The following is a 26,502-nucleotide window of genomic DNA, read 5'->3' on the forward strand; positions in this document are numbered from 1 at the left end:
GTTGGCCCGCATCGCATTTCGAAAGACCGCAACCGTGTTCAATCCCGGCGGCGGTCGGCCTGTTCGATGGCCTCGGCGAGTTCGCGCACCGCCCTGTCCTCCGTGGTCCCGGCCAACGCGCGAGCGCTACCGGCGAGTTCGGCGAAGGACACCGGGGCCCCGGGGATGCGGTCGTAGCGGTCGTCGCCCGAGCGGAGGGCGTCGGCGAAGTAGGCCGCCACCGCGGTGACCCGGAAGCGGCTGGGGGCGGCACGCAGGGACTCGTGGAGGGCATCGGTCTCGAGGTCGCCGGACTCCTCGTGCGGGTCGCGGGTGTCGGGGTCGAGCCAGCGGACGGTGGCGGTGGCGAGGTGACCCCCGGCGCCGGGCTCGGTGCGGACGGCGTACAGGGCGGTGACGGTGTGGCCGGGGCCGACCTCGCCGCCGTCGACGCGGTCGTCGCGGAAGTCCTCGTCGGCGACCCGGCGGTTGTCGTAGCCGACCAGGCGGAACTCCTCGACGGTCTCGGGGTCGAAGGCGACCTGGGCCTTGGCGTCGCGGGCGGTGAGGTCGATGTTGCGCGGGAGTTCCTCGCAGAAGACCTTGCGGGCCTCGTCCTCGTCGGACACGTAGACGGTGTGGCCGTCACCCTTGTCGGCGAGGCGTTCCATCAGGGCGTCGCCGTAGTCGCTGCCGACGCCGACGCCGAAGAGGGTGATGCCGTGCTCGCGGCGTTCGCCGGAGATGCGCTCCAGGATCGTGTCGGCGTCGGTGTCGCCGGTGTTGGCGAGGGCGTCGGAGACGAGGACGACCCGGTTGGTCGCGCCCTCGCGCAGGCCCTCGACGGCCGTCTCGTAACCGGTCTCGACGCCCGCGCCGAGGTTGGTGGAGTCGCGGGTGTGCAGCTCGGAGACGACGTCGTGGATCTCGTCGCGGTTGCCGTCGAGGCGCGTCATGGGAAGGACGGTCTCGGCCTCGTCGCTGAAGGTGACGATGGCGACCGAGTCGTCGTCGCGCAGCCGGTCCGTCATCACGGACAGGGACTCCTGGGCGAGGTCCAGGCGGCCCGGTTCGGCCATGGAGCCCGAGACGTCGATGACGAAGGTGAGGGCGGCGGGCGGGCGTTCGCCGGTGCGCTGTGTGGTGCGGGTGGCCAGGCCCACGCGGACCAGGGACCAGTCCTCGTCGTCGGTGCGGGCGCCGTCGACGGTGACCGAGAAGCCGTCGCCGTCGGGGCGTTCGTAGTCCTGGCGGAAGCTGTTGACGAACTCCTCGGGGCGGACCGTCGAGGGGTCGGGGAGCCGGCCGTCGGCCAGGGCGCGGCGGGCGTAGTCGTAGGAGGCGGTGTCGACGTCGAGGGCGAAGGTGGACAGGTGGTCGGGGGCGGCCTCGCGGTCCTGGTCCTCCTGCTCGCTCGTGCCGTCCTTGTCTCCATGGGCGGGCGCGGGCAGACCCGAGGTGTCGCGGTCGGCGGCATTGCTGCCCTCGCTGCTGCCGCCGCCCCCGCTGCACGCGGTGAGCAGCAGCCCGCCCGCCGCTGTGAGCGCCAGCAGCAGCCTGCGTGTCCGGTACCGCTCGTACGGCTTCATCATCCGTGCCCCCTTGGTCCGTTGGCGTCGCCTTCTTGCGACTGTGACGGCGCAGGGGGCCGGAACGTGCGGTACGGAGGGTTGCGGAAGCGTCTCGAAGCGGCCACGGGGACCGGTCTTCGAGACCGGTGGGTGATCCTCCGTTGACCTAGGAGACGACGTCCTTGCGGGCGAAACCCCGGAAGGCCAGGGCGAACAGCACGAGCGCGTACGTTACGGAAATCGACGTGCCCTGGATCATGTCCGTCCACTGCAACTGCGGTTGGACGGCGTCGAGCCAGGCGTACTGCCAGTGCGCGGGCAGGAAGTGCCGCCAGTCGCCGAGGGCCGTCACCTCGTCCAGGACGCTGCCGATGATGGTGAGGAACACCGCGCCGCCGACCGCGCCCAGCGGTGCGTCCGTCCGGGTCGACAGCCAGAACGCGAGGGCCGCGGTGACCAGTTGGGACACCATGATGTACGCGACGACGATCAGTATGCGCACGGCGGCGGTGCTGGTGGGCAGGGTGCCGCCGGTGGGCAGCTGGAGCGGGCCCCAGCCGTAGGCCGCCGTGCCGACGACGAGGGCGACGATCGGGAGCAGGACCAGCGCGGCCAGGCTCAGGCTGAGTCCGACGGCGAGCTTGGACCACAGCAGCCGGGCCCGGGGTACGGGGGCCGCGAGCAGGTAGCGCAGGGACGACCAGCTCGCCTCCGAGGCGACCGTGTCGCCGCAGAACAGGGCGACGGGGATGACGAGGAGGAACCCGGCGGCGGAGAAGAGGTTGACGGCGGCGAAGTTGGCGCCGGACGCCGTCGCCGTGTCCATGAGGTTCACGCGGTTGTTGTTGCCGCCCGGGTCGCCGCCGACCTGGAAGGCGATGAGCAGGATGATCGGCAGGGCGAACAGGACACCGCCCATGACCATCGTGCGGCGCCGCTTCAGCTGCCGGACCAGCTCGACGCGGAAGGGCAGGGTGCGGCCCGCGCGGTAGCCCTCGGCGACCTCGACGGGCTCGGCCCGGTCGGCGAGCTTGCTCATGCTTCGGCTCCGATCAGGGTGAGGAAGGCGTCCTCCAGGCGACGGTGCGGGCCGACCGACCGCACGGGCACGTCCAGCCGCACGAGTTCGGCGACCAGGCGCTGGGGGATGCCGTCGGCGTCGAGCTGGACCAGGAGGCCCTCGTCGACGGGCACGGCCGAGGCGACGCCCGGCAGGGCGGCGACCTTCTCGACGATCGGCTCGTCGACGGGCGTGGCCGTGCCCACCAGGAGGGTGTCGCCCGAGCCGACGATGTCCTCGACCGGGCCCGCCTGGACGAGCTGCCCGTGGTCCATCACGACCAGGTGCGTGCAGGTCTGCTCGACCTCCGCGAGGAGGTGGCTGGAGACGATGACCGTGCGCCCGGCCGCGGCGTAGCGGATCATCACCTCGCGCATCTCGCGGATCTGGGGCGGGTCGAGGCCGTTGGTCGGCTCGTCCAGGATGAGCAGGTCCGGCATGCCGAGCATGGCCTGGGCGATGGCGAGGCGCTGGCGCATGCCCTGGGAGTAGGTGCGCACCGCGCGGGCGAGCGCGTCGCCGAGGCCCGCGATCTCCAGGGCCTCCTCCATGTGCGCGTCCTCGGCCGGGCGGCCGGTGGCGCGCCAGTACAGCTCCAGGTTCTCCCGGCCGGACAGGTGCGGCAGGAAGCCCGCGCCCTCGACGAAGGCGCCGACCCGGGACAGGACCGGGGCGCCCGGGCTGATGGCGTGGCCGAAGACGCGGATCTCACCGCCGTCCGGCTTGATCAGGCCCATCAGCATGCGCAGGGTCGTGGTCTTGCCGGCGCCGTTCGGGCCGAGCAGGCCGAGGACCTGGCCCTTCTCCACGCGGAAGGACAGGTCCTTGACGGCGTACCGGTCGGAGGACTTGGCGTACCGCTTGGTCAGGTCCGTGATCTGGAGCGGTACTTCGGCGAGGTCGGGGTCCGGCGGGGCGGGTGCGGCCGTGCGGCGGCGTCCCGTGATGATCAGCGCCAGGGCGATCGCGGCGCCGGCGAGCGGCATCCACCACACCCAGGCGGGCAGCGGGCCCTGTGCGTTGCTCTCGCCGAGCGCCGACGGGACCTTCAGGTCCCCCTTGAGGGAGACGGTGTGCTTGGCCGGGGTCGCCGGGGAGGCGTAGCCGAGGTCCGTCGAGGCGAGGACCAGGCGCAGCCGGTGGCCGTCGTCGACCTCGTGGTCGATCGCCGGGAGGGTGATGGTGACGTCCTTGCCGGCCTTGGCGCCCTCGACCCTGATGGGCGTGACGAGCTGGGAGGGCAGCACCGGCTGGGTGCGGCCCGGGCCGACGTCGTAGACCTTGGCGAAGAGCACGGCGTCGTCGCTGGTGGACTTCACGTGGACCGTGGCCGTCGGGGAGCCGGTGATCTGGACGTCGTCCCGGAAGGGGGCCGACTCGAACGCGGCGAACTGGCCGGGGAAGTCGAGGGAGACACCTACGCCGAGCGAGGACAGCTGGCTGAGGCCGCCCTCGCCGCCGAGGCCGGGCAGGGCGGAGACGCCGGGCGGGCTGGCGCCTGGCGGGTTGTCGAAGCTCTGCTCGCGGCCGGCCAGGGCGATGGAGCGCTGCTTGCTCTCCAGGCCGGGGTAGCGGTCCGAGGTCACGCCGGTCAGGCGGGGTTCGCCGTCGCCGGAGCCGAGGCCGAGGGTGCGGGTGACGCGGAAGGCGGGGCCGGTGTCGGCGCCCTTGTCGTCCTTCAGGTATCGGTCGAACCAGCTCTGCACGCGGCCCTGGACGCGGCTCGTCTCCATGTCGCCGCCGTCGTGGCCGCCGGCGATCCAGTCGACGTCGACGGGGGCGCCGTTGGCACGGATGGCCTTCGCCGCCTGGTCGGCCTGGCCGAGCGGGAAGAGCGAGTCGGACTGGCCCTGCATCAGCAGCGTCGGCACCTTGATGTCCTTGCCGACCGCGGAGGGCGAACGCTCGTCGAGCATCCTGCGCGCCTCGGCGTCCGGCTCGCCCGACTCGGCGACCCGCTCGTACATCCGGCACAGCGCGGGCTCGAACCGCTCGCAGCCGCCGCCGGAGTTGACGAAGATGCCGGCCCACAGCTTCTTGAACACGCCGTTCGGGAACAGCGCGTCGGCGAGGTTCCAGTACGTGATGGCCGGGGCGACGGCGTCCACCCGCGTGTCGTGTCCCGCCGTGAGCAGCGCGATGGCACCGCCGTAGGAGGCGCCGGCCATGCCCACGCGGGGGTCACCGGGCTTGTCGAGTTCGACCTGGGGCTGCTTGGCGAGCCAGTCGATGAGCTTGGAGGCGTCGGCGACCTCGCCCTCGGGGTCGTTCAGCCCGATCTTCCCGTTGGACTTGCCGAAGCCGCGCGCCGACCAGGTCAGCACCGCGTAGCCGTCTCTGGCGAGATCCTCGGCCTGCTGCCGTACGTCGTTCTTGCTGCCGCCGAAGCCGTGGCCGAGCAGGACGGCGGGGCGGCGACCGGCACCGCCGGAGGTGAAGTACGAGGTGTCGATACGCACCCCGTTCCCCGTGTCCAGGACCCGGTCGGCGCGGTCGACCGGGGGCACCTCGTCGGACGCGACGGCCGTCCACGTCCCCGCTCCCGCGAGCACGACGACGGCGGCCCCGGCGGCGAGGAGCCTCCGGGGCCTCCGAAGCAGCCCGTTCAGTCCGGGCAGTCGAAGATCCATGCGTCAACGGTACGGGGTCAACCTGTCGAACGGTTGTCGACCGGAGACTGAAGTACGGACCCTCCCCGGGGAGTACGGGGGCCTTCGGCATACCGCGGGTGTGGTACTGCCGGAACGAAACCTCAGTGGTTGCGCGGGAAGCCCAGGTCCACGCCGGCGGGGGCGTCGGCCGGGTCGGGCCAGCGGGTGGTGACGACCTTGCCGCGGGTGTAGAAGTGCGTGCCGTCGTTGCCGTAGATGTGGTGGTCGCCGAAGAGCGAGTCCTTCCAGCCGCCGAAGGAGTGGTAGCCCACGGGGACCGGGATGGGGACGTTCACGCCGACCATGCCGGCCTCGACCTCCAGCTGGAAGCGGCGGGCCGCGCCGCCGTCCCGGGTGAAGATCGCGGTGCCGTTGCCGAACGGCGAGGCGTTGACGATGTCCAGGGCCTCCTCGTAGGTCTCCGTGCGCAGCACGCACAGGACCGGGCCGAAGATCTCGTCCTGGTAGGCCTTCGCCGACGTGGGCACCTTGTCGAGCAGCGAGATGCCGATCCAGTGGCCGTTCTCGAAGCCGTCGACGCTGTAGCCGGTGCCGTCGAGGACCACCTCGGCGCCCTCGGCCGCCGCGCCCTCGACGTAGGTGGCCACCTTGTCGCGGTGGACCTTGGTGATCAGCGGGCCCATCTCGGAGGTGGGGTCGTTGCCGGGGCCGATCTTGATCTTCTCGGCGCGCTCGCGGATCTTCTCCACCAGCTCGTCGCCGATCGCGCCGACCGCGACGACCGCCGAGATGGCCATGCAGCGCTCGCCCGCCGAGCCGTAGGCGGCGGACACGGCGGCGTCGGCCGCGGCGTCGAGGTCGGCGTCCGGGAGGACCAGCATGTGGTTCTTGGCGCCGCCGAGCGCCTGGACGCGCTTGCCGTTTGCGGAGGCGGTGCTGTGGATGTAGCGGGCGATCGGGGTCGAGCCGACGAACGAGACGGCCTTGACGTCCGGGTGCTCCAGCAGGCGGTCGACGGCCACCTTGTCGCCGTGGACGACGTTGAAGACACCGTCCGGCAGGCCGGCCTCGGCGAGCAGCTCGGCGAGCCTGACCGACGCCGACGGGTCCTTCTCGGACGGCTTCAGCACGAACGTGTTGCCGCACGCGATGGCGAGGGGGAACATCCACATCGGCACCATCGCCGGGAAGTTGAACGGCGTGATGCCGGCGACGACGCCGAGCGGCTGGCGGATGGAGGAGACGTCGACGCGGCTCGCGACCTGCGTGGACAGCTCCCCCTTCAGCTGGACGCTGATGCCGCAGGCCAGGTCGACGATCTCCAGGCCGCGCGCCACCTCGCCGAGCGCGTCGGAATGCACCTTGCCGTGCTCGGCGGTGATCAGCTCGGCGATCTCGTCGCGGTGCGCGTCGAGCAGCGCCCGGAACCTGAAGAGGATCGAGGTCCGCTGGGCCAGCGAGGACTGGCCCCAGGTGGCGAAGGCCTGCTTGGCGGCGGCGACCGCCGCGTCCACCTCGTCGACCGAGGCGAACGCGACCTTGGTCGTCACCTCGCCGGTCGCCGGATCGGTCACCGGCCCGTGCGTGCCCGAGGCGCCTTCGACGGTCTTGCCGCCGATCCAGTGGTTGACGATCTTCGTCATGGCCGGGAACTCCTTCACAGATGGCGGCGTCGGGTGGAGACGTGCCGTTCGTACAGCTCACGTGCCTTGACCGCGGACGGCCGTGTCGCGGTCTCGGCCACGGGTACATCCCACCAGGCCTGGGCGGGAGGCGCGCCCGACACTGTGTCTGCCGTTTGGGTCTCCACATAGACACATGTGGGAGTGTCGGCGGCCCGGGCCTCGGCGAGCGCCTCCCGAAGATCCCGTACGGACTTCGCGCGCAGGACGCGCATGCCGAGGCTGGCCGCGTTGGCGGCGAGGTCCACCGGCAGCGGCGGCCCCGTGTACGTGCCGTCCTCGGACGGGAAGCGGTAGGCGGTGCCGAACCGCTCGCCGCCGACCGACTCGGACAGTCCGCCGATGGACGCGTAGCCGTGGTTCTGGATGATCAGGACCTTGATCGCGACGCCCTCCTGCACGGCCGTCACGATCTCCGTCGGCATCATCAGGTACGTGCCGTCGCCGACCAGCGCCCACACGGGCCGGTGGGGAGCGGCCATCTTGACGCCGATCGCGGCCGGGATCTCGTAGCCCATGCAGGAGTAGCCGTACTCCAGGTGGTACTGGTCGTACGAGCGGGTCCGCCACAGTTTGTGCAGGTCGCCGGGGAGAGAACCGGCGGCGTTGATGAGGATGTCCGACTCGTCGACCAGGGCGTCCAGCACACCGAGGACCTGCGGCTGGGTCGGGCGGGTGTCCGGCTCGTCCACCTCGTAGCAGGCGTCGACGCGCTGTTCCCAGCGCTCCTTGTCCTCGGTGTACTCGGTGGCGTACAGCGGCGCGACCCGGTGGCCGTGCATCTCCAGCCGCTCGGTCAGTTCCTCCAGGCCGGTGCGGGCGTCCGCGATCAGGGGCTGCCCGGCGAGCTTGTGGCCGTCGAAGGAGGCGATGTTGAGGTTGAGGAACCGGACGTCCTCGCCGGTGAAGAGGGTGCCGGAGGCGGTGGTGAAGTCGGTGTAGCGGGTGCCGACGCCGATCACCAGGTCGGCGGTGCGGGCGAGTTCGTCCGCGGTGGCCGTGCCGGTGTGGCCGATGCCGCCGACGTCCTGGGGGTGGTCGTGGCGCAGGGAGCCCTTGCCGGCCTGGGTGGAGGCGACCGGGATGCCGGTGGTCTCGGCGAACTCGGCGAGCGCCTCCTCGGCGCGGCTGTGGTGGACGCCGCCACCGGCGACGACCAGGGGCCTCTGCGCCGCGCGGATGAGCCGTACCGCCTCGGCGAGTTCCGTCGGGTCGGCACCGGGACGCCGTACGGTCCAGGTGCGCTCGGAGAAGAACTCGTCGGGCCAGTCGTACGCCTCGGCCTGCACGTCCTGGGGCAGGGCGAGCGTGACGGCGCCGGTCTCGACGGGGTCGGTGAGCACGCGCATCGCGTTCAGCGCCGAGGGGATCAGGGCCTCCGGCCGGGTGATCCGGTCGAAGAACCTCGACACCGGGCGCAGGCAGTCGTTGACCGACACGTCGCCCGCGTACGGCACCTCTAGCTGCTGGAGGACCGGGTCGGCGGGGCGGGTGGCGAAGATGTCGCCGGGCAGGAGCAGCACCGGCAGGTGGTTGATGGTCGCCAGGGCCGCGCCGGTGACGAGGTTGGTGGCGCCCGGGCCGATGGAGGTCGTCACCGCGTGCGTGGACAGGCGGTTGGACTGGCGCGCGTAACCGACCGCCGCGTGCACCATGGCCTGTTCGTTGCGGCCCTGGTGGTACGGCATCGCGTCGGTGTGTTCCAGGAGCGCCTGGCCGATGCCGGCGACGTTGCCGTGGCCGAAGATGCCCCAGGTGGCGCCGATGAGCCGCTGCCGGACGCCGTCGCGTTCGGTGTACTGGGCGGCGAGGAAACGGACCAGCGCTTGCGCGACGGTCAGGCGGGTGGTCATCGGTAACCCTCCGTGTGGTCCGGGTGGAAGCAGATCCGCCACTCCCGTGTCTCCCCCGGGCCGGCCATGACGTTGAGGTAGTACATGTCGTGGCCGGGCTGGGCGATCGACGGGCCGTGCCATCCGTCGGGGACGAGGACGGCGTCGCCGGAGCGGACCTCCGTGAGGACGTCGGATCCGCCCTCACGCGAGGGGAATACGCGCTGATAGCCGAAACCGTTCGGGCCGTCGATCTCGAAGTAGTAGATCTCCTCCAGCTCGGCCTCCTCGCCGGGCCGGTGCTCGTCGTGCTTGTGCGGCGGGTACGACGACCAGTTGCCGCCGGGTGTGATCACCTCGACCGCGATGAGCTTGTCGCAGTCGAAGGCGTCGGCCGAGGCGAAGTTGCGGACGTGGCGGGCGCAGGTGCCGCTGCCGCGCTGTTCGACGGGGACCTCCGGCGCGGGGCCGTAGCGGGCGGGGAGTTGTCGCTCGCACTTCGCTCCTGCCAAAGCAAAGCGGCCTCCCGCGCCGGAGGCGATCTGGGCCCGGGCGTCACGGGGCACGTACGCGAAGTCGGTGACCGACGCGAACACGCTCTGTCTGCCCGAGAGGTGGAACTCCTCGTTCTCGACGCGCACCGTGCACGCGCCCGTCAGGGGCAGCACGATCCACTCGCTGTCCCCGGTGGTGAAGGTGTGGGTGCCGCCCGGTGCGAGCTCCACGATCCGCAGGCTGCTGTGCGTCCAGCCGGCCCGCTTGGGGTCGATGTCCAGGACGTAGTTCACGTCGGTGGTGGTGCCCTTGGGGACGTACAGCTCACTGGTCATGAAACGGCCCTCACAGCAGTCCTACGGCGGTGTCCACGGCGGCGGCCACGTCGCCGTCCGCCGGGTACAGCAGCGACCGGCCGACCACCAGCCCGCGCACGGTGGGCAGTTGCAGGGCGCCGCGCCACTTCTCGTACGCCCCGTCCTGGTCGTCGCCCACCTCGCCGCCCAGCAGTACGGCGGGCAGCGTGGAGGCGGTCATGACCTCGGCCATGTCGTCGGGGTTGTCGGTGACCGGCACCTTCAGCCAGGTGTAGGCGGAACTGCCGCCCAGGCCCGAGGCGATGGCGATGGACCGGGTGACGGCCTCGGCGGACAAGTCGTTGCGCAGCCTGCCCGTCTCGTCGCGGCGGGAGATGAACGGCTCGACGAAGACGGGGAGCCGGCGGGCGGCCATGTCGTCGATGGCGCGGGCGGTGGACTCCAGGGTGGTGAGGGAGCCCGGGTCGTCGTAGTCGATGCGCAGGAGCAGCTTGCCCGCGTCGAAGCCGAGGCGCTCGATGTCCTCGGGGCGGTGGCCGGTGAAGCGGTCGTCGAGTTCGAAGCGCGCGCCCTGGAGGCCGCCGCGGTTCATCGAGCCCAGGACGACCTTGCCGTCGAGGGCGCCGAGCAGGAGCAGGTCGTCGAGGATGTCGGCGGTGGCGAGGACACCGTCCACGCCCGGGCGGGACAGGGCCAGGCAGAGGCGTTCGAGCAGGTCGGCGCGGTTGGCCATGGCCATGCTGCGGCCGCCGACGCCGAGGGCGCCGCGGGCCGGGTGGTCGGCGGCGACGATCATCAGCCGGCCGTTGTCGTTCAGCAGGGAACGGCGGGGGCGGCGGGCGGCGGCCTCGGCGATCGCCTCCGGGCGGTGGCTGCGGAGGCGGACGAGTTCGGAGACGTCGACGGTCACTTGACGGCCCCCGCGGTGACGGCCGCCTCGATCTCGTCCGGGGTGGGCATCGCGGACGAGCACTCCAGGCGGGAGGCGACGATGGCGCCGGCGGCGTTGGCGTGCCGCATGGTCTTCTCCAGGTCCCAGCCGGACAGCAGGCCGTGGACGAGGGAGCCGCCGAAGGCGTCACCGGCGCCGAGGCCGTTGAGGACGTTCACGGGCAGCGGCGGGACCTCGGCGCTCTCACCGTCGCGGTTCACGGCCAGGACGCCCTTGGGCCCCTGCTTGACGACGGCCAGCTCGACACCGGCGTCCAGGAGGGCCCGGGCGGCGGCGTGGGGCTCGCGCACGCCGGTGGCGACCTCCACCTCGTCGAGGTTGCCGACGGCGACGGTGGTGTGGCGCAGGGCCTCCTCGTAGAAGGGGCGGGCCGCGTCGGGGTCGGTCCAGAACATCGGGCGCCAGTCGAGGTCGAAGACCGTCGTGCCGGACTTGGCGCGGTGGGCGAGGGCCGCGAGGGTCGCCGTACGGCTCGGCTCCTCGCTCAGGCCCGTGCCCGTGACCCAGAAGACGCGGGCGTCGCGGATGGCGTCGAGGTCGAGCTCGTGGGCGTCGATCTCCAGGTCGGGGGCCTTGGGCTGCCGGTAGAAGTACAGCGGGAAGTCGTCCGGCGGGAAGACCTCGCAGAAGGTGACCGGGGTGGGCAGGCCAGGGACCGGGGTGACCCAGCGATCGTCCACGCCGAAGCCCTTCAGGGCCTCGTGCAGGTAGGTGCCGAAGGGATCGTCGCCGGTGCGGGTGATCACCGCGGTCCGCCGTCCCAGGCGGGCCGCGGCGACCGCGACGTTCGTGGCCGAGCCGCCGAGGAACTTGCCGAAGGACGTGACCTGCGGCAGCGGGACGCCCGTCTGGAGCGGATACAGATCCACTCCGATACGCCCCATGGTGATCAGGTCGTACGCCATCGGCTTCCCCTCGTGTCGGCTCTCCCCGGCTTTGTAGTCCCCTTCCCGAAGCCCTGTCAATGTTTTGTCCGGACATTCGGACCAGATCATGACAGCGCTTTCGGCGAGCCGGGGGATGTGTCCGCTGTGCGTGCCCGCTCAGTTCCCAGTCTTCGCCCGGTGCCGCGTCAAGGCGCCCCGCCGGAGCTCCGGCGCGCGCCTTTGCCCCGGCTGTGTCACAAAGGCCCCCTTCCTGTCACAGGTGTCGCATCCAGGCGGGTCTTCCGTCACACCCCGCGCACAGGCACTGCCCGGTGTCACGGGAGCGTCGTTGTCCGGACACAGGCTTGTTGATCGCCAGCGCAGCGCCCGGCTCCCCCGGACGGCCGTCCCCGGTCGCCGCCGTGGTGCGCGCGGGGAGGTGCACGTCATGACCGACCGAAGGCTCTGGTCCTACAGGGAGATCGCGGCACACATCCGGGTGCAGCCGGACACCGTGCGGTCCTACCGCAAGCACGGCCTGCTGCCCCCGCCCGACCACGTCGAGAGCGGCAAGCCCTACTGGTACGCCGACACGGTCCGGGCCTGGGTGGCTTCCAGGCCCGGCAACCGTGGCCGAAGAGCCGACTGACCTTCCCGGCCCGGCCATGGCCCCCCACCGTCGCGTGGGCACGGGTGACTTCGGGGAATGGTCAGCGCCAGGGCTCGATGACCGTCGCGCCCGCCGGTGGCGCCGTCCCCATCGCCGCCAGCGCGGGCGGGGCCTCGTCCAGCGGGATCGTGGACGTCACCAGCAGGTCGGGGCGCAGGACGCCGCCGCGGACCAGCTCCAGCATCGGCGGGTAGCCGTGCGCGGCCATGCCGTGGCTGCCGAGCAGTTCCAGCTCCAGGGCGATCACGCGGGCCATCGGCACGGGTGTCGTGCCGGTCGGCGAGGGCAGCAGGCCGACCTGGACGTGCCGGCCGCGGCGGCGCAGGCCGTTCACGGAGGCGGCGCAGGTGCCGGGTGAGCCGAGGGCGTCGAGGGAGAGATGGGCACCGCCGCCGGTGAGGTCACGGACCGCCGCCGCGGGGTCCGGCACGGCCGCCGCGTCCAGGCACTGCGCCGCCCCGAACTTCCGCGCCAGGTCCAGCGCCCGTGCCGACACGTCGACGGCCACGACCCGCGCGCCCGACGCCGCCGCGATCATCACCGCGGAGAGGCCGACCCCGCCGCAGCCGTGCACCGCCACCCATTCCCCCGCCGCGACCCGGCCCTGCCGCACCACCGCCCGGTATGCCGTGGCGAACCTGCAGCCGAGGGAGGCCGCCGTCGCGAACGACAGTTCCTCAGGGATCGCCACGAGGTTGACGTCGGCGTGGTCCAGGGCCACGTACTGGGCGAAGGAGCCCCAGTGCGAGAAGCCGGGCTGGGTCTGCCGCTCGCACACCTGGTGGTCACCCGCCGCACAGGACGGGCAGGTGCCGCAGGCGCAGATGAACGGCACGGTGACCCGGTCGCCGGGCCGCCAGCGGGCCACCCGGTCGCCCACCGCCTCGACGACCCCGGCGAGTTCGTGCCCCGGCACGTGCGGCAGCACGATGTCCGGGTCGTGGCCCTGCCAGCCGTGCCAGTCGCTGCGGCACAGCCCCGTGGCCTCGACGCGCACGACGACCCCGTGCTCCGCGGGCTCCGGATCGGCGACGTCGCGCACCTCGGCCGGCTCCCCGTACCGCTCGAACACCACGGCACGCATGTTCTGCCCGCCCTTCGTCCGTGTCCGGGATCGCCCGGTGTCCTGGCGCCCCGGGCAGTCAGCGTCTCGGGGAACGCTAGCCCGTGCCCTGCGGACCGTGCCTCAGCCCGGGGCTCCGACCTTGTCCCTGTCCGGTTCCGGGGCTCTGGCCGGTTCCTGGTCCGACTCGCTCAGGCCGAAGCGTTCGTGGAAGCGGCGCAGGGGGCCCGGGGCCCACCACGTGGCGCGGCCGGTGAGGCGCATGACCGCCGGGACCAGGAGGCTGCGGACGATCATCGCGTCCATCAGGACCGCCAGGGCGATGCCCAGGCCGAGCATCTTGGTGTTGGTGACCCGGGAGGTGCCGATCGCGACCATGACCACGGCCAGGATGACCGCCGCCGCCGTGATCAGCCCGCCGGTGCGCTGGAGTCCGTGGCGGACGGCCTGGTCGTGGTCGCCGGTGTGGTCGTACTCCTCCTTGATGCGGGAGAGCAGGAACACGCCGTAGTCCATGGACAGGCCGAAGGCCACGCAGAACATCAGGACCGGGAGGGTCGTCTCGATGGAGCCGGGGCTGGTGAAGCCGAGCAGGCCGGAGAGGTGGCCGTCCTGGAAGATCCAGACGACCGCGCCGAACATGGCCGTCAGACTGAGCGCGTTGAGCACGACCGCCTGGACCGGTATCAGCACGCTGCCCGTGAGGAGGAAGACCAGGAGCAGGGTGACGATCGTGATGAAGACGGCCGCGAGCGGCAGGCGTTCCCCTATGGCGTCCTTGGAGTCGACCAGGACGGCCGCCGTGCCGGTCACCTTGGTGTCGAAGGGGGCCCGGACCTCACGCAGGTCGCCGACGAGGCGCTGGGCCGGGTCGTCGACCGCCTCGCCCTTCGGCAGCACCGTGAAGTACGCCGAGTCGCCCTTCACCAGTGGTCCGTCGACCCGCAGCACTTCGGGCAGTCCGGCGATCCGCTCCTTGTAGGCGCCGTACTGCGCCTCGGTCGCGCGGCCCTCGGCGAGCACTTCGAGGCCGCCGCCGGGACTGCCCGGGAAGCCCTCCCGGATGTGCTGCTGCACGACGTGGGACTCGGACGTCGAGGGCAGCTGGCGGTCGTCGGCGGTGCCGAACTTCACGCCCAGGAAGGGCAGTCCGAGCAGGACGAGGACGGCTGTGGTGCCCAGGGCGAAGAACGGGGCGCGGCGCATGACGAGCGACGCCGAGCGCGCCCAGGCCCTGCCGTCCTCCCCGGCGGGCTCCGGCCGCTGTCCGCGCCGGAAGACGCGGCGCAGATCCAGGGAGTTGACCCGGTGGCCCAGCAGTATCAGCGCCGCCGGGAGCAGGATCAGCGCGGCGGCCGCGGCCAGCAGCACCACGGCGATCCCGGCGTACGCGAAGGACCGCAGGAAGTACTGCGGGAAGACCAGCATCGCCGCCAGGGACACCGCGACCGTGAGGGCGGAGAACAGCACCGTGCGGCCGGCGGTGCGCAGCGTCGTGCCGATGGCGGTCAGGGGCTCGGCACCGGTGGACAGTTCTTCGCGGAAGCGGCGGACGATGAACAGCGCGTAGTCGACGGCGAGGCCGAGACCGAGGGCCGTGGTGAGGTTGATCGCGAACACGGACACGTCGGTGAGCTCGGTGAGGCCGCGCAGGATCGCGTTCGTCCCGAGGATGGCGACGATGCCGATGCCCAGCGGCAGCAGGGCCGCGACGGCGCTGCCGAAGACCATCACCAGCAGCACGAGCGTCACCGGCAGGGCGATGAGCTCGGCCCGGGTCAGATCCTCCTGGATGACCGTCTGCATCTCGTGCCGCACGGCGACCGGGCCACCGACGGTGACCTCCACCGGGCCGTGCACCCCGCGGTAGTGGGGCGCGATGCGCTCAAGGGTCTCGCCGGCGGTCTTCTCGTCGCCCGTGATGCGGGCGGCTATCAGCGCCTCGTGGCCGTCCTCGGCGCGCAGGGCCGGGGTGCCGGACTGCCAGTAGGAGCCGACGCCGGTGACGCCCTTCTCGTCCGCCAGTCGCTCGGCGAGACGCTCGGCCCGGGCGGCGACGGCCGGGTCGTCGACCGAGGCGTCGCCCGCGTCGACCAGGAGCAGCAGGTTGGGCTGGGAGCCGGGGAACTCGCGCTCCAGGGCCTTGGTCGCGTAGGTGGACTCGGCGGCCGGGTCCTCCCAGCCGCCGGCGCCGAGCCGGTCGGCGACGCCGCTGCCGGCCAGCACCGCGAGAGCGGTGAGGACCAGCGCCACCAGCAGTGACAGTCTGGGCCGGGCGGTCACGAAGCGGGTCCAGGATCCGACGCGTGGTGGTGTGTTGACTTCGGTCATCGTGCGGTGTCCCCTTCACCGTGACCCGTGTCCAGGCGCAGCCTGGCAGCACGGGGCTGCCGTAGACTGGCAAACACGAGAGATCGCTCGCATTTCTGCCGACTCCAGAATGCGAGCGGCCGCTCGTGTTTGTCAATCGCGTTCTGAGACCTGGGGAAAACGCGTGCCCGAGAAGACCGAGAAACCCGGAACGGCGAAACCCGGAGCAGAGACGACGACGGCGGCCGAGGACCGGCCGCGCCGCCGCCAGGCGCGCGGCGAGCGCCGGATCGCCCAGCTCCTCGACGCCGCCGCCACCGTCTTCTCCACGACCGGCTACACGGCCGCCAGCACCAACGCCATCGCCCGCGAGGCGGGCGTCTCGCCGGGGACGCTGTACCAGTTCTTCCCGAACAAGGAAGCGATCGCGATCGAGCTGGGCAGCCGGCTCATGCACGAGATGCGGCAGTCCTACGACGAGGTCCTCGCCCCGATCGACCCCGCGGCGACCCCGATCGAGGACGTGATCGCCGGGACCGTCGACCGCTTCATCGAGTTCAACTGCCGCCACCCGGCCTTCTTCGCGCTGATGCACGGCTCCGACATCCCGGGGCGCATCGCCGAGGAGCACGACGCGCTGCACCGCACGCTGGCCGCCCGGGTCGAGACATTCCTCGCCCCGTTCACCCCTGGGGCCCCCGCCCCGGCCGTCGCCCGCGCCGCCCAGATGTGCGTCGGCATCTACAAGGCGGGTCTGGAGCTGGTCTTGGCCCATGAGGGCACCGAGCGGGAGGCCTACGTCCAGGAGCTGAAGGACGCCCTCCTGCGCTACCTGCGACCCCTGGTCGAGGACGTCGTGAACTGATACCCCCTAGGGGTACAGTTGGTGTGTGCGGACCCCACAGGTCCCCCTTGCCCCACATGCAGTCGACGAGGAGTAACGACATGACCGCCCAGACCGAAACCATGGGCCCCGTCACCACCGTCTACAAGGTGAGCGGCATGAGCTGCGGACACTGCGAGGGCGCCGTCTCCGGTGAGATCTCCGAGATTTCCGGCGTCAGTTCGGTGACGGCCGTCGCCAAGACCGGCGAGGTCACCGTCGTCTCGGCCACCCCGCTCGACGACGAAGCCGTGCGCGCCGCCGTCGACGAGGCCGGTTACGAGCTGGCCGGGAAGGCCTGAGCCGGTTCCAAGAGCCGGGGCCGGGTTCAAGAGCCCGAGCCGGCTCCAAAGCCCGGGCCGGGTTCAAGAGCCCGAGCCGGCTCCAACAGCCCGGCCCGGTCGCAAAAGCCCGAGACGCGCAGGCCTGAGACATCCCGGTCCTGGCACTCGTACCGACGTACGGGCCGTACACCGCCGCCCCGGCCCGTACGGCCCGTTCCGCTTCCCGGGCACCCCGCACCACCTGGAGTACGGACATGACCAGCACCACCGCCAAGGCGCCGACGGACCGCGAGCCGGCGCTCGCCGAGGCCGAGCTGCTCATCGGCGGGATGACCTGCGCCTCCTGCGCCGCCCGCGTGGAGAAGAAGCTCAACCGCATGGACGGCGTCACCGCCACGGTGAACTACGCGACGGAGAAGGCCCGGGTCACCTACCCCGCGGGCATCGAGGTCGCCGACCTGATCGCGACCGTGGTGAAGACCGGATACACCGCTGAGGAGCCCGCGCCCGCGCGCGAGGAGGAGTCCGCCGCCGAGGGGACGCGCCCCGCCGAGGAGGACCCCGAGCTGTCGGCTCTCCGTCGCCGCCTCGTCGTCTCCGCCGCGCTCGCCGTCCCGGTCGTCCTGCTGGCTATGGTCCCGGCGCTCCAGTTCGACAACTGGCAGTGGCTCTCGCTCACCCTCGCCGCCCCGGTCGTCGTCTGGGGCGGGCTGCCGTTCCACCGGGCGGCGTGGACGAACGCCCGGCACGGTGCCGCCACCATGGACACACTGGTCTCCCTCGGCACGCTGGCCGCGTTCGGCTGGTCCCTGTGGGCCCTTTTCCTCGGCGACGCGGGCATGCCCGGCATGCGGCACCCCTTCGAGTTCACGGTCTCGCGCGGCGACGGCGCCTCCTCGATCTACCTGGAGGTCGCCTCCGGCGTCACCGCCTTCCTCCTGCTGGGCCGCTACCTGGAGGCCCGCTCAAAGCGCCGCGCGGGAGCCGCCCTGCGCGCGCTCATGGAGCTGGGCGCCAAGGACGTCGCCGTGCTGCGGGACGGGCGCGAGGTGCGGATCCCGGCGCAGCGGCTGGCCGTCGGCGACCGGTTCGTCGTACGGCCCGGCGAGAAGATCGCCACCGACGGCACGGTCGTCGAGGGCGCCTCGGCGGTGGACGCCTCGATGCTGACCGGCGAGTCGGTGCCGGTGGACGTGACGGCCGGGGACGCGGTCACCGGCGCGACGGTCAACGCGGGCGGACGGCTCGTCGTCGAGGCGACCCGGATCGGCGGCGACACCCGGCTCGCGCGGATGGCGAAGCTGGTGGAGGACGCGCAGAACGGCAAGGCCGAGGTACAGCGGCTCGCCGACCGGATCTCCGGGATCTTCGTGCCGGTGGTCCTGCTGATCGCCGCCGCCACGGCCGGGGCGTGGCTGGGTACGACCGGCGACGGCGTCGCCGCGTTCACGGCCGCGGTCGCGGTCCTGATCATCGCCTGTCCGTGCGCGCTGGGCCTGGCCACCCCGACCGCGCTGATGGTCGGTACCGGCCGTGGAGCCCAGCTCGGCATCCTCATCAAGGGCCCGGAGGTCCTGGAGTCCACGCGCCGGATCGACACGGTCGTCCTGGACAAGACCGGCACGGTCACCACGGGCCGGATGACCCTCCAGGACGTCCACGTCGCCGAGGGCGCCGACGAGAAGGAGGTACTGCGGCTGGCGGGCGCCGTGGAGCACGCCTCCGAGCACCCCGTGGCCCGTGCGATCGCGCTGGGCGCCGAGGAGAGGGCCGGACGGCTCCCGGACGTCGAGAGCTTCGAGAACGTCCCGGGGCGGGGCGTACGGGGGCGTGTGGAGGGCCGTGAGGTCGCCGTGGGGCGGCTCTTCGACGACGTACCGCCCGGACTGGCCCGCGCGCGGGACGAGGCCGAGCGGGCAGGTCGTACGGCCGTCCTGGCCGGCTGGGACGGGACGGCGCGGGCCGTGCTGGCCGTGGCGGACGCGGTCAAGGAGACCAGTGCCGAGGCGGTGCGGGAACTGCGCGCACTGGGGCTCACACCGGTGCTGCTGACCGGGGACAACCGGGCGGTGGCCGAAGCGGTGGCCGAGGCCGTCGGGATCGACCAGGTCATCGCGGAGGTCCTGCCCGAGGACAAGGTCGCCGCCGTAAGGCGGTTGCAGGCTGAGGGGCGGGTCGTCGCCATGGTGGGCGACGGCGTCAACGACGCGGCCGCGCTCGCCACCGCCGACCTCGGCCTGGCCATGGGCACCGGCACGGACGCGGCGATCGAGGCGGGCGATCTGACGCTGGTCCGCGGCGACCTGCGGGTGGCCGCGGACGCGATCCGGCTGTCGCGCCGGACACTGGCCACGATCGAGGGCAATCTGGTCTGGGCCTTCGGCTACAACGTGGCCGCGCTGCCGCTGGCCGCCGCGGGACTGCTGAACCCGATGATCGCCGGGGCCGCGATGGCCTTTTCGTCGGTCTTCGTCGTCACGAACAGTCTCCGACTGCGGACATTCCGGTGAAGTCGCCCGAATTCGCCCTAAGTTCACGGCGAACGTGATATGAGCCCCTCTGGAGTCCCGGGCCCGGCTCACATAAGCTCTTCACAAGGCTCACGCACCATCCTTACGCTTGAGCCCCAAGCGGCATACCCGGGCTCTTGCGCACCTTACGGACATACGCAAGAGACGCAGATCACAGTGATGTGAACGTAACCATCGAAGGGGTTCGAAGGTCTAAGTTGACGATGTCGGGGAGCGTCTTGGGGGGCGCCACCTGGCATCTGGAGATGTCTTGGGGGACCTCTCCAGAGATGCGTTGCCGGGGCACGTACACCGGGAAGCTTTGAGCGGCCCTCCCGGTAGTGCGCTGTCCCGGCAGACCGCACACCGCAGTACGGCGAGTTTTGCTCGTTGTGCTCAACAGCGATTCAGGCGCTGTCCTCACAGACGCCCGGCCGGATCCCGTGGGGGGAATCCGTACCGGGACTGGGAAGGCGCCCTGGTCGTCGGCCCGTGGGGGGACCGGCGACAGGGCGCCTTCTTTCTTGCCTTTCCGTCTCCCGGGCCTTGTCGCCCCGCGCGTACGCAGCCGTCCCGCCTCAGTACGCAGCCGTCCCGCTCCGCGCGTACGCAAGAGCCCCCGCACCCGCACGAGCGCGGATACGGGGGCCGAGCGGTACTGCGCCTCAGCGCTCCTCGACGGGCACGAAGTCGCGCTCGACGACGCCCGTGTAGATCTGGCGCGGGCGGCCGATGCGGGAGCCCGGCTCCTTGATCATCTCGTGCCACTGGGCGATCCAGCCCGGCAGCCGGCCGAGGGCGAACAGGACCGTGAACATCTCGGTCGGGAAGCCCATGGCCCGGTAGATCAGGCCGGTGTAGAAGTCGACGTTCGGGTAGAGGCTGCGCGAGACGAAGTAGTCGTCGGAGAGCGCGTGCTCCTCCAGCTTCAGCGCGATGTCCAGCAGCTCGTCGGACTTGCCGAGGGCGGACAGCACGTCGTGCGCGGCGGCCTTGATGATCTTGGCGCGCGGGTCGAAGTTCTTGTAGACCCGGTGGCCGAAGCCCATCAGGCGGACGCCGTCCTCCTTGTTCTTCACCTTGCGGATGAAGGAGTCGACGTCACCGCCGGAGTCGCGGATGCCCTCCAGCATCTCCAGCACGGACTGGTTGGCGCCGCCGTGCAGCGGGCCCCACAGCGCGTTGATGCCGGCGGAGATCGAGGCGAACATGTTCGCCTGCGAGGAGCCGACCAGGCGGACCGTGGACGTCGAACAGTTCTGCTCGTGGTCCGCGTGCAGGATCAGCAGCTTGTCGAGCGCGGAGACCACGGTCGGGTCCAGGTCGTACTCCTGCGCCGGGACCGAGAAGGTCATCCGGAGGAAGTTCTCGACGTAGCCGAGGTCGTTGCGCGGGTAGACGAACGGGTGACCGATCGACTTCTTGTACGCGTACGCCGCGATCGTCGGGAGCTTGGCGAGCAGGCGGATCGTGGAGAGGTTGCGCTGGCGCTCGTCGAACGGGTTGTGGCTGTCCTGGTAGAACGTGGACAGCGCCGAGACGACCGAGGACAGCATGGCCATCGGGTGGGCGTCGCGGGGGAAGCCCTTGTAGAAGTTCTTGACGTCCTCGTGCAGCAGGGTGTGCTGCGTGATGTCGTTCTTGAACGTCGAGAGCTCGTCGACGGTCGGCAGCTCGCCGTTGATCAGCAGGTAGGCGACCTCCAGGAAGGTGGAGCGCTCGGCCAGCTGCTCGATCGGGTAGCCGCGGTACCGCAGGATGCCCGCTTCGCCGTCCAGGTAGGTGATGGCGGATTTGTAGGCGGCGGTGTTGCCGTACCCGCTGTCCAGCGTCACCAGACCGGTCTGGGCGCGGAGCTTGCCGATGTCGAAGCCCTTGTCACCGACGGTGCTGTCGATCACCGGGTAGGTGTACTCGCCGTCGCCGTACCGCAGTACTACAGAGTTGTCGCTCACGTCATCCCTCACCGACGTTGTGCCTCTTCTTCGAGGTGCCCTGACTGTCTCTACCATCCCCCATTTGGCGCAGGAGAGTGCACTCGGGGTCGACCATTGGGCCTATCGGCGGCACTGAGTGCCGCCAACCTGTCCATCCTGCCCCCTCCTGCCCTCCCGAGGAAAGCACTGTGTGACCTTTCCGACTTGTTTGATCGATCATTTTTCGGTCGGCGGGTGTCGGCCGAGGCCCCCGGTGGCCCTGACCCGGGGTCAGCTCCGCCGCCGGGCGAGCGGGGCGGCCTCGTCGCCGGGAGGCGGCACCCGGACGCCCGCGCCCCCCGGCGTTCGCCCTCCTCCCCCGGACCTTCACGACTTCAGCCGGTTGGTTCCAAAAGTCACACAGCCCAGAACTGCGACCGGGAATTTCAACTCCGAGTGAATGCCACCGCAACAAAAAGTATCCTTACCGCCCGGCTCCCACTTGGCATGCAAATATTCAGAAGACCCCAGCTTCATTTCAGCCGCAGCCTAGGGAGTTCCGCCATCGACGCGCACGGATCCGACCGCCCTCCGACATTCCGTGATATTGAGGTGCGCCTTCTTCGACCGGAGGACATCGACGGGCTCATGGTGCTGGAGGAGGTCAAGTGGACACGAGAACAGTCGGGGAGCCGCGAAGGTCTCATCCAGCGCATCACGGAGAATCCGCAACTCAACGCCGGCGCTTTCTCTGTCACCACCGGTAAAGTCCTCACCTCGCTGTTCGTGAAGCCGATCACGCCCGAAAGGGCCCGCACTGCGCTTTCCTGGGAAGAATGCGCCGACGCCGCATCTCCGTCTCCGCGTCCGGGCGCGAAACGCTCCCTCTTCGGCATCAGCCTCAGCAGTATCGACGGTGACGCGGTGACGGCTGTCTTCCAATTCTTCCTTCCGCACGTACGGGCCCTCGGATACCACGAGGTGTATCTCGGGTCCCCCCTGCCCGGCCTGCACGCCTGGAAGCGCGCCAACCCCGAGGTGCCGGCCGGAGACTACGTATACGCCAAGCGCAACGGCCTGCCGCTCGACCCTCAGCTCCGCTACTACCACGGCAAAGGGTTCCACAGCATCGTCGCCTGCAAGGAGAACTACTTTCCGCACGAACGGTCACTGGACCATGCGGCCGTGATACGAGGCGATATAGACGATCTGATTCTGGCGCTGCCCAGGGCGGCGGATCCTGTTCATCCCTGAAGGGAGAGGGATCATGCCCATGTTCCGACCGCTGCCCGCTTCCGAGGAAGCGCCCGCACTTCATGTCCGTACTCGTACGCCAACGGTATTCCGAGCGGCCGCCGCCACCTGGCCGGCCGTCAAAGACTGGAGCTTCCCGTACCTCGCCTCACTCGACCCCGGCCTCCCCGTGCAATTGGTTGCGGGAAACAGGGAGACCGCAAGGACTCGATTCACGTCGTCGACCCTGGGTTCCTACATCGGCAGTCTGACGCGCGATGCACCCTCGGACGACGCACCGGCCTATCTCAAAGAGTTCGATCTGCTCAAGAAGTTCCCGCAACTGCGCGCGGATCTCAGAAGCCGCGAACTCTTCCCGTCGGGGACCATCAGGTCGAGCGCCACCTGGATCGGCCCCTCCCGCGCTCGTACCGGCTTGCACTGCGATCTCCTGGACAATCTCGCCGTTCAGATCATGGGGACGAAGCGCTTCTATCTCGCCGGCCCCGGGGCGGTGAAACGGGCCGGAAAGGAATCCGGGAAGTACGACGCATGGGCCCGCTTGTCCCTGGTCGGCGCCGAGGAGCTGGCAGCCGGGCAGGAGCACGGCGGCTTCTTCGTGGTGGATCTCGAGCCGGGCGATGTGCTCTACGTGCCCGCGTACTGGTGGCACGAGGTCGTCAACCTGACGCCGGGCGTGCTGCTCAGCGGCTTCTTCGGCCCCAGGACCCGCGTCCTGTCACGGTGGGCATGGGTCCAGGCGCGCGAGTGCCTGCACCGGGCAGGGCTTCTCGGCCGCGGCGACTGCACCTGCCACGACCACTCCGACAGCGGGGCAGGACGGCGTTCGCCCGGCAGCGCGTGAACACGTCGGCGTCAGTTTGATTCGTCCGGGAGCCGGCCCCCGGCCAGGCGGAAGTCCAGCGCCGTGCACCGCCGCCCGGCGGACACCGTACGGACCGCCTGGCCCAGGGCCTTCCGCGAACCGACCAGCACCACCAGCTTCTTCGCCCGAGTGACCGCCGTGTACAGCAGGTTGCGCTGGAGCATCATCCAGGCCCCGGTGGTGACCGGGATGACGACAGCGGGGTACTCACTGCCCTGGGAGCGGTGGATCGTCACCGCGTACGCGTGGGCGAGCTCGTCGAGTTCGTCGAACTCGTACGGCACTTCCTCGTCCTCGTCCGTCCGCACGGTCAGCCGCTGATCGTCGAGGTTGAGGGAAGTCACCACGCCGACCGTGCCGTTGAAGACGCCGTTCTCGCCCTTCTCGTAGTTGTTGCGGATCTGCGTGACCTTGTCGCCGACGCGGAAGACGCGACCACCGAACCGCTTCTCGGGAAGGTCGGGGCGGGCCGGTGTGACGGCCTGCTGGAGCAGGCCGTTGAGGGTGCCGGCCCCCGCCGGGCCGCGGTGCATGGGCGCCAGGACCTGCACGTCCCGGCGGGGGTCCAGACCGAACTTGGCGGGGATCCGCCGCGCCGCCACGTCCACCGTGAGCCGCCCCGCCTCCTCCGTGTCGTCCTCGACGAAGAGGAAGAAGTCCTTCATGCCGTCGGTGAGGGGGTGTTGGCCGGCGTTGATCCGGTGCGCGTTCGTCACCACGCCCGACTGCTGGGCCTGGCGGAAGACCCGGGTGAGGCGGACGGCGGGGATCGGGCCCCCGTCGGCCAGGAGGTCGCGCAGGACCTCCCCCGCGCCGACGCTCGGCAGCTGGTCCACGTCCCCGACGAAGAGGAGGTGGGCTCCCGGTGGCACGGCCTTGACGAGCTTGTTGGCGAGGAGGAGGTCCAGCATGGACGCCTCGTCGACCACCACCAGGTCGGCGTCCAGCGGGCGGTCCCGGTCGTAGGCCGCGTCGCCGCCGGGCTTCAGCTCCAGCAGGCGGTGGACCGTGGAGGCCTCGGCGCCGGTGAGCTCGGACAGGCGCTTGGCGGCCCGGCCGGTCGGGGCGGCGAGCACGACCTTCGCCTTCTTCGCGCGGGCCAGCTCCACGATGGAGCGGACGGTGAAGGACTTGCCGCAGCCGGGGCCGCCGGTGAGGACGGCGACCTTCTCGGTCAGGGCGAGCTTGACGGCGGCCTCCTGCTCGGGGGCGAGGTCGACGCCGGTGCGTGTTCTCAGCCAGCCGAGGGCCTTGTCCCAGGCCACCGCCCGGAAGCCCGGCATCCGGTCCTCCTCGGTGCGCAGCAGGCGCAGCATCTGGGCGGAGAGGGAGAGTTCGGCGCGGTGGAAGGGCACGAGGTAGACGGCGGTGACGGGCTCGCCGCCGTCAGGGCCCGGGACCTTCTCCCGTACGACGCCGGGGTCCTCGCCGTCCTCCTGGGGCTCGGCCAGCTCGGCGAGGCACTCGATGACCAGGCCCGTGTCGACCTGGAGGAGCTTGACCGCGTCCTTGATCAGCTGCTCCTCCGGGAGGAAGCAGTGGCCCTGGTCGGTGGACTGCGACAACGCGTACTGGAGGCCCGCCTTGACGCGCTCCGGGCTGTCGTGCGGGATGCCGACGGACTGGGCGATCTTGTCGGCGGTGAGGAAGCCGATGCCCCAGACGTCGGCGGCGAGGCGGTAGGGCTGGTTCTTCACGACGGAGATGGACGCGTCGCCGTACTTCTTGTAGATCCGCACCGCGATGGACGTGGACACCTCGACCGTCTGGAGGAAGAGCATGACCTCCTTGATGGCCTTCTGTTCCTCCCAGGCGTCGGCGATCTTCTTCGTCCGCTTGGGCCCGAGCCCCGGGACCTCGATGAGCCGCTTGGGCTCCTCCTCGATGATCTGGAGGGTGTCCAGCCCGAAGTGCTGCGTGATCCGGTCGGCGAAGACCGGCCCGATGCCCTTGACCAGGCCGGAGCCGAGATAACGGCGGATGCCCTGGACGGTGGCGGGCAGGACCGTCGTGTAGTTCTCCACGTGGAACTGCTTGCCGTACTGGGGGTGCGAGCCCCAGCGGCCCTCCATGCGCAGGGATTCCCCGACCTGGGCGCCGAGCAGCGCGCCCACGACCGTGAGCAGATCGCCGCCGCCTCTGCCGGTGTCGACCCGGGCGACCGTGTAGCCGTTCTCCTCGTTGGCGTACGTGATCCGCTCGAGAACGCCTTCGAGCACGGCGAGTCGCCGTTCGCCGGCGGGGGTTCCCGTCTGGTTGGGCATGATCCGACCGTACCGCCGGGGTACGACAGTCAGGCCTCTATGTGCCCTTCCTTGACGGCCGTCACGAACGCCGTCCAGCCGTGGGTGGAGAAGACCAGGGTGGGGCCGGGGGTGGTCTTGCTGTCGCGGACGGGTACGTCGGGGTGGTTGCGGGCGACTTCGAGGCACTCTCCTTGATCGCCGCCGCTGTAACTGGACTTGTACCAGCCGGTGATGCTTCTTTCAGTGGTGCCCATGCGCGTGTTCCTCCGCTGCCGCCCTGACGAGGGCCAGTGACTCCTGCTGCGACAACGCGTCGCTCAGAGCCAGAGAGTAGGCGGTCTGGCATGCCCTCACCAGGGCCGGATCGTCCATCAGGTTCCCGGTCTGGAAGCCCTCGACGTAGGCCACTGGGGCCGAGTCCTCGAACGTCATGAGCGTGAGCAGACTCTGCATGAGCGCGTGTGCCCCCACTCCATACGGAAGGACGTGCAAGCGTAGTCGTCCCCACTCGGCCATGTCCGCGATCTTGTGGAGCTGCTCTGCCATGACCTGCGGCCCGCCGACGCAACGCCGGAGGACCGCCTCGTCGAGCAGAGTCCAGACCACGGGCGGCGCCGGTCCGTCGAGGATTCGACGGCGCTCTGTTCGGATGACAACGAGCTCGTCAAGTTCCTCAACCGTGTGGTTCGGCCGGTATGCACGGAACAGGGCGCGTGCGTAGTCGTCGGTCTGAAGCACTCCGGGAACCAGTGAAAGCGCGAACTGCTGAATCACCACGGCCAGTTGCTCAAGCTCGGCCACCGTTGCGAAGTGGTCGGTGTACTTCGACTCCAGATCCTCCAGCCACCGCGCAAAGAACCCGTCCGTTCCCAGCGCGCGGTCGATCCGCTGCGCGTCGTCGGGCTTCGGAAGGCGCCTCCCGGCCTCGAAATGGCTGATCAGCGTGGGCGAGCACACGACCTGGTCACTCAGTTCCTCCTGGGTGAGGCCGGCAGCAATCCGCCGCAGCCGCAGTTCCTCTCCGTACTTCTGGCGCGGCGTCCGAAGTGTGCGGCGTTCGTCCATGCGGCAACTCCTCTTCTTGACAAGCGCGATGTCAAGTCCCGACCCCTGGCAGCGTAGCCACCACCGACCC

20 protein-coding genes are annotated in these 26,502 nt (G+C 70.7%); 6 read left to right on the top strand and 14 right to left on the bottom strand.

Annotation, left to right across the window (positions count from 1 at the left end):
- Positions 1-38: 38 nt before the first annotated feature.
- The 8 genes from ABFX81_RS14630 to iolC form a co-directional block, all read right to left on the bottom strand.
- Positions 39-1,568 carry a YfbK domain-containing protein gene (locus tag ABFX81_RS14630; RefSeq protein WP_086847004.1) on the bottom strand — a complete coding sequence of 510 codons (1,530 nt, stop codon included), beginning with the start codon at positions 1,566-1,568 and terminating at the stop codon, positions 39-41.
- A gap of 148 nt (positions 1,569-1,716) precedes the next feature.
- Positions 1,717-2,589, bottom strand: coding sequence for an ABC transporter permease (locus ABFX81_RS14635; protein WP_086846983.1), 873 nt, complete (start codon positions 2,587-2,589; stop codon positions 1,717-1,719).
- Positions 2,586-5,240 carry a CocE/NonD family hydrolase gene (locus ABFX81_RS14640; RefSeq protein ID WP_086846985.1) on the bottom strand — a complete coding sequence of 885 codons (2,655 nt, stop codon included), beginning with the start codon at positions 5,238-5,240 and terminating at the stop codon, positions 2,586-2,588. Before ABFX81_RS14640 ends, ABFX81_RS14635 begins: the two co-directional genes overlap by 4 nt.
- Before the next feature lie 122 nt (positions 5,241-5,362).
- Positions 5,363-6,865, bottom strand: coding sequence for a CoA-acylating methylmalonate-semialdehyde dehydrogenase (gene mmsA / locus ABFX81_RS14645; protein ID WP_086846987.1), 1,503 nt, complete (start codon positions 6,863-6,865; stop codon positions 5,363-5,365).
- A gap of 14 nt (positions 6,866-6,879) precedes the next feature.
- A complete protein-coding gene (gene iolD / locus ABFX81_RS14650; RefSeq protein ID WP_086846989.1) occupies positions 6,880-8,757 on the bottom strand; it encodes a 3D-(3,5/4)-trihydroxycyclohexane-1,2-dione acylhydrolase (decyclizing) in 1,878 nt (625 codons plus the stop codon).
- Complete coding sequence (iolB, locus tag ABFX81_RS14655) at positions 8,754-9,566, bottom strand: 5-deoxy-glucuronate isomerase (RefSeq protein WP_086846990.1); 813 nt, start codon at positions 9,564-9,566, stop codon at positions 8,754-8,756. Before iolB ends, iolD begins: the two co-directional genes overlap by 4 nt.
- 10 nt (positions 9,567-9,576) lie before the next feature.
- Positions 9,577-10,458: a Cgl0159 family (beta/alpha)8-fold protein gene (locus ABFX81_RS14660; protein ID WP_086846992.1), complete on the bottom strand. Its 882-nt coding sequence runs from the start codon at positions 10,456-10,458 to the stop codon at positions 9,577-9,579.
- Positions 10,455-11,405, bottom strand: a complete 951-nt coding sequence (iolC, locus tag ABFX81_RS14665) for a 5-dehydro-2-deoxygluconokinase (RefSeq protein WP_086846995.1) — start codon at positions 11,403-11,405, stop codon at positions 10,455-10,457. The genes ABFX81_RS14660 and iolC overlap by 4 nt, the downstream gene beginning before the upstream one ends.
- A gap of 409 nt (positions 11,406-11,814) precedes the next feature.
- On the opposite strand from iolC, the gene ABFX81_RS14670 reads away from it, so the two are divergent.
- The gene (locus ABFX81_RS14670; protein WP_086846997.1) at positions 11,815-12,015 is read left to right on the top strand and encodes a MerR family transcriptional regulator; all 201 of its coding nucleotides are present in this window, start codon (positions 11,815-11,817) and stop codon (positions 12,013-12,015) included.
- A 61-nt stretch (positions 12,016-12,076) separates the two neighbouring features.
- On the opposite strand, the gene ABFX81_RS14675 is transcribed toward ABFX81_RS14670, so the two are convergent.
- Together ABFX81_RS14675 and ABFX81_RS14680 are read right to left on the bottom strand one after the other, a co-directional pair.
- Positions 12,077-13,120 carry an alcohol dehydrogenase catalytic domain-containing protein gene (locus ABFX81_RS14675; protein WP_086846999.1) on the bottom strand — a complete coding sequence of 348 codons (1,044 nt, stop codon included), beginning with the start codon at positions 13,118-13,120 and terminating at the stop codon, positions 12,077-12,079.
- A 102-nt stretch (positions 13,121-13,222) separates the two neighbouring features.
- Positions 13,223-15,430, bottom strand: a complete 2,208-nt coding sequence (locus ABFX81_RS14680) for an MMPL family transporter (RefSeq protein ID WP_086847000.1) — start codon at positions 15,428-15,430, stop codon at positions 13,223-13,225.
- Between the two features lie 163 nt (positions 15,431-15,593).
- On the opposite strand from ABFX81_RS14680, the gene ABFX81_RS14685 reads away from it, so the two are divergent.
- From ABFX81_RS14685 to ABFX81_RS14695, 3 genes are all read left to right on the top strand, one after another.
- A complete protein-coding gene (locus ABFX81_RS14685) occupies positions 15,594-16,274 on the top strand; it encodes a TetR/AcrR family transcriptional regulator (protein WP_428837175.1) in 681 nt (226 codons plus the stop codon).
- 80 nt (positions 16,275-16,354) lie between these two features.
- Complete coding sequence (locus ABFX81_RS14690; RefSeq protein WP_086852345.1) at positions 16,355-16,594, top strand: cation transporter; 240 nt, start codon at positions 16,355-16,357, stop codon at positions 16,592-16,594.
- 236 nt (positions 16,595-16,830) lie between these two features.
- Entirely contained in the window at positions 16,831-19,086 is a 2,256-nt protein-coding gene (locus tag ABFX81_RS14695) for a heavy metal translocating P-type ATPase (protein ID WP_086852347.1), read from the top strand.
- 665 nt (positions 19,087-19,751) lie between these two features.
- On the opposite strand, the gene ABFX81_RS14700 is transcribed toward ABFX81_RS14695, so the two are convergent.
- Complete coding sequence (locus ABFX81_RS14700; RefSeq protein WP_086852349.1) at positions 19,752-21,041, bottom strand: citrate synthase; 1,290 nt, start codon at positions 21,039-21,041, stop codon at positions 19,752-19,754.
- A gap of 609 nt (positions 21,042-21,650) precedes the next feature.
- Here ABFX81_RS14700 and ABFX81_RS14705 point away from each other — a divergent pair.
- Both ABFX81_RS14705 and ABFX81_RS14710 read left to right on the top strand, forming a co-directional pair.
- Entirely contained in the window at positions 21,651-22,256 is a 606-nt protein-coding gene (locus ABFX81_RS14705) for a hypothetical protein (RefSeq protein ID WP_086852351.1), read from the top strand.
- Between the two features lie 13 nt (positions 22,257-22,269).
- Positions 22,270-23,100, top strand: coding sequence for a cupin-like domain-containing protein (locus ABFX81_RS14710; protein ID WP_086852353.1), 831 nt, complete (start codon positions 22,270-22,272; stop codon positions 23,098-23,100).
- A gap of 11 nt (positions 23,101-23,111) precedes the next feature.
- On the opposite strand, the gene recD2 is transcribed toward ABFX81_RS14710, so the two are convergent.
- Genes recD2 through ABFX81_RS14725 form a run of 3 tightly spaced genes read right to left on the bottom strand, consistent with a single transcriptional unit; the run spans position 23,112 to position 26,432 of the window.
- Positions 23,112-25,385 (bottom strand): SF1B family DNA helicase RecD2, encoded by a 2,274-nt coding sequence (gene recD2 / locus ABFX81_RS14715; RefSeq protein ID WP_086852355.1) that lies wholly within the window; start codon positions 25,383-25,385, stop codon positions 23,112-23,114.
- 29 nt (positions 25,386-25,414) lie between these two features.
- Positions 25,415-25,621, bottom strand: coding sequence for a DUF397 domain-containing protein (locus ABFX81_RS14720; RefSeq protein ID WP_086852357.1), 207 nt, complete (start codon positions 25,619-25,621; stop codon positions 25,415-25,417).
- Positions 25,608-26,432 carry a Scr1 family TA system antitoxin-like transcriptional regulator gene (locus tag ABFX81_RS14725; RefSeq protein WP_086852359.1) on the bottom strand — a complete coding sequence of 275 codons (825 nt, stop codon included), beginning with the start codon at positions 26,430-26,432 and terminating at the stop codon, positions 25,608-25,610. Before ABFX81_RS14725 ends, ABFX81_RS14720 begins: the two co-directional genes overlap by 14 nt.
- Positions 26,433-26,502 lie beyond the last annotated feature (70 nt).

Source organism: Streptomyces coeruleofuscus (assembly GCF_039532725.1).
Taxonomy (GTDB): domain Bacteria; phylum Actinomycetota; class Actinomycetes; order Streptomycetales; family Streptomycetaceae; genus Streptomyces; species Streptomyces coeruleofuscus.

What these genes read in the sequence shown, in the direction of transcription:
- ABFX81_RS14630 (WP_086847004.1), bottom strand. Translation starts at nt 1,568, where the DNA reads ATGAAGCCGTACGAGCGGTACCGGACACGCAGGCTGCTGCTGGCGCTC.
- ABFX81_RS14635 (WP_086846983.1), bottom strand. Translation starts at nt 2,589, where the DNA reads ATGAGCAAGCTCGCCGACCGGGCCGAGCCCGTCGAGGTCGCCGAGGGC.
- ABFX81_RS14640 (WP_086846985.1), bottom strand. Translation starts at nt 5,240, where the DNA reads ATGGATCTTCGACTGCCCGGACTGAACGGGCTGCTTCGGAGGCCCCGG.
- mmsA (WP_086846987.1), bottom strand. Translation starts at nt 6,865, where the DNA reads ATGACGAAGATCGTCAACCACTGGATCGGCGGCAAGACCGTCGAAGGC.
- iolD (WP_086846989.1), bottom strand. Translation starts at nt 8,757, where the DNA reads ATGACCACCCGCCTGACCGTCGCGCAAGCGCTGGTCCGTTTCCTCGCC.
- iolB (WP_086846990.1), bottom strand. Translation starts at nt 9,566, where the DNA reads ATGACCAGTGAGCTGTACGTCCCCAAGGGCACCACCACCGACGTGAAC.
- iolC (WP_086846995.1), bottom strand. Translation starts at nt 11,405, where the DNA reads ATGGCGTACGACCTGATCACCATGGGGCGTATCGGAGTGGATCTGTAT.
- ABFX81_RS14670 (WP_086846997.1), top strand. Translation starts at nt 11,815, where the DNA reads ATGACCGACCGAAGGCTCTGGTCCTACAGGGAGATCGCGGCACACATC.
- ABFX81_RS14675 (WP_086846999.1), bottom strand. Translation starts at nt 13,120, where the DNA reads ATGCGTGCCGTGGTGTTCGAGCGGTACGGGGAGCCGGCCGAGGTGCGC.
- ABFX81_RS14680 (WP_086847000.1), bottom strand. Translation starts at nt 15,430, where the DNA reads ATGACCGAAGTCAACACACCACCACGCGTCGGATCCTGGACCCGCTTC.
- ABFX81_RS14690 (WP_086852345.1), top strand. Translation starts at nt 16,355, where the DNA reads ATGACCGCCCAGACCGAAACCATGGGCCCCGTCACCACCGTCTACAAG.
- ABFX81_RS14695 (WP_086852347.1), top strand. Translation starts at nt 16,831, where the DNA reads ATGACCAGCACCACCGCCAAGGCGCCGACGGACCGCGAGCCGGCGCTC.
- ABFX81_RS14705 (WP_086852351.1), top strand. Translation starts at nt 21,651, where the DNA reads ATGGTGCTGGAGGAGGTCAAGTGGACACGAGAACAGTCGGGGAGCCGC.
- ABFX81_RS14710 (WP_086852353.1), top strand. Translation starts at nt 22,270, where the DNA reads ATGCCCATGTTCCGACCGCTGCCCGCTTCCGAGGAAGCGCCCGCACTT.
- recD2 (WP_086852355.1), bottom strand. Translation starts at nt 25,385, where the DNA reads ATGCCCAACCAGACGGGAACCCCCGCCGGCGAACGGCGACTCGCCGTG.
- ABFX81_RS14720 (WP_086852357.1), bottom strand. Translation starts at nt 25,621, where the DNA reads ATGGGCACCACTGAAAGAAGCATCACCGGCTGGTACAAGTCCAGTTAC.
- ABFX81_RS14725 (WP_086852359.1), bottom strand. Translation starts at nt 26,432, where the DNA reads ATGGACGAACGCCGCACACTTCGGACGCCGCGCCAGAAGTACGGAGAG.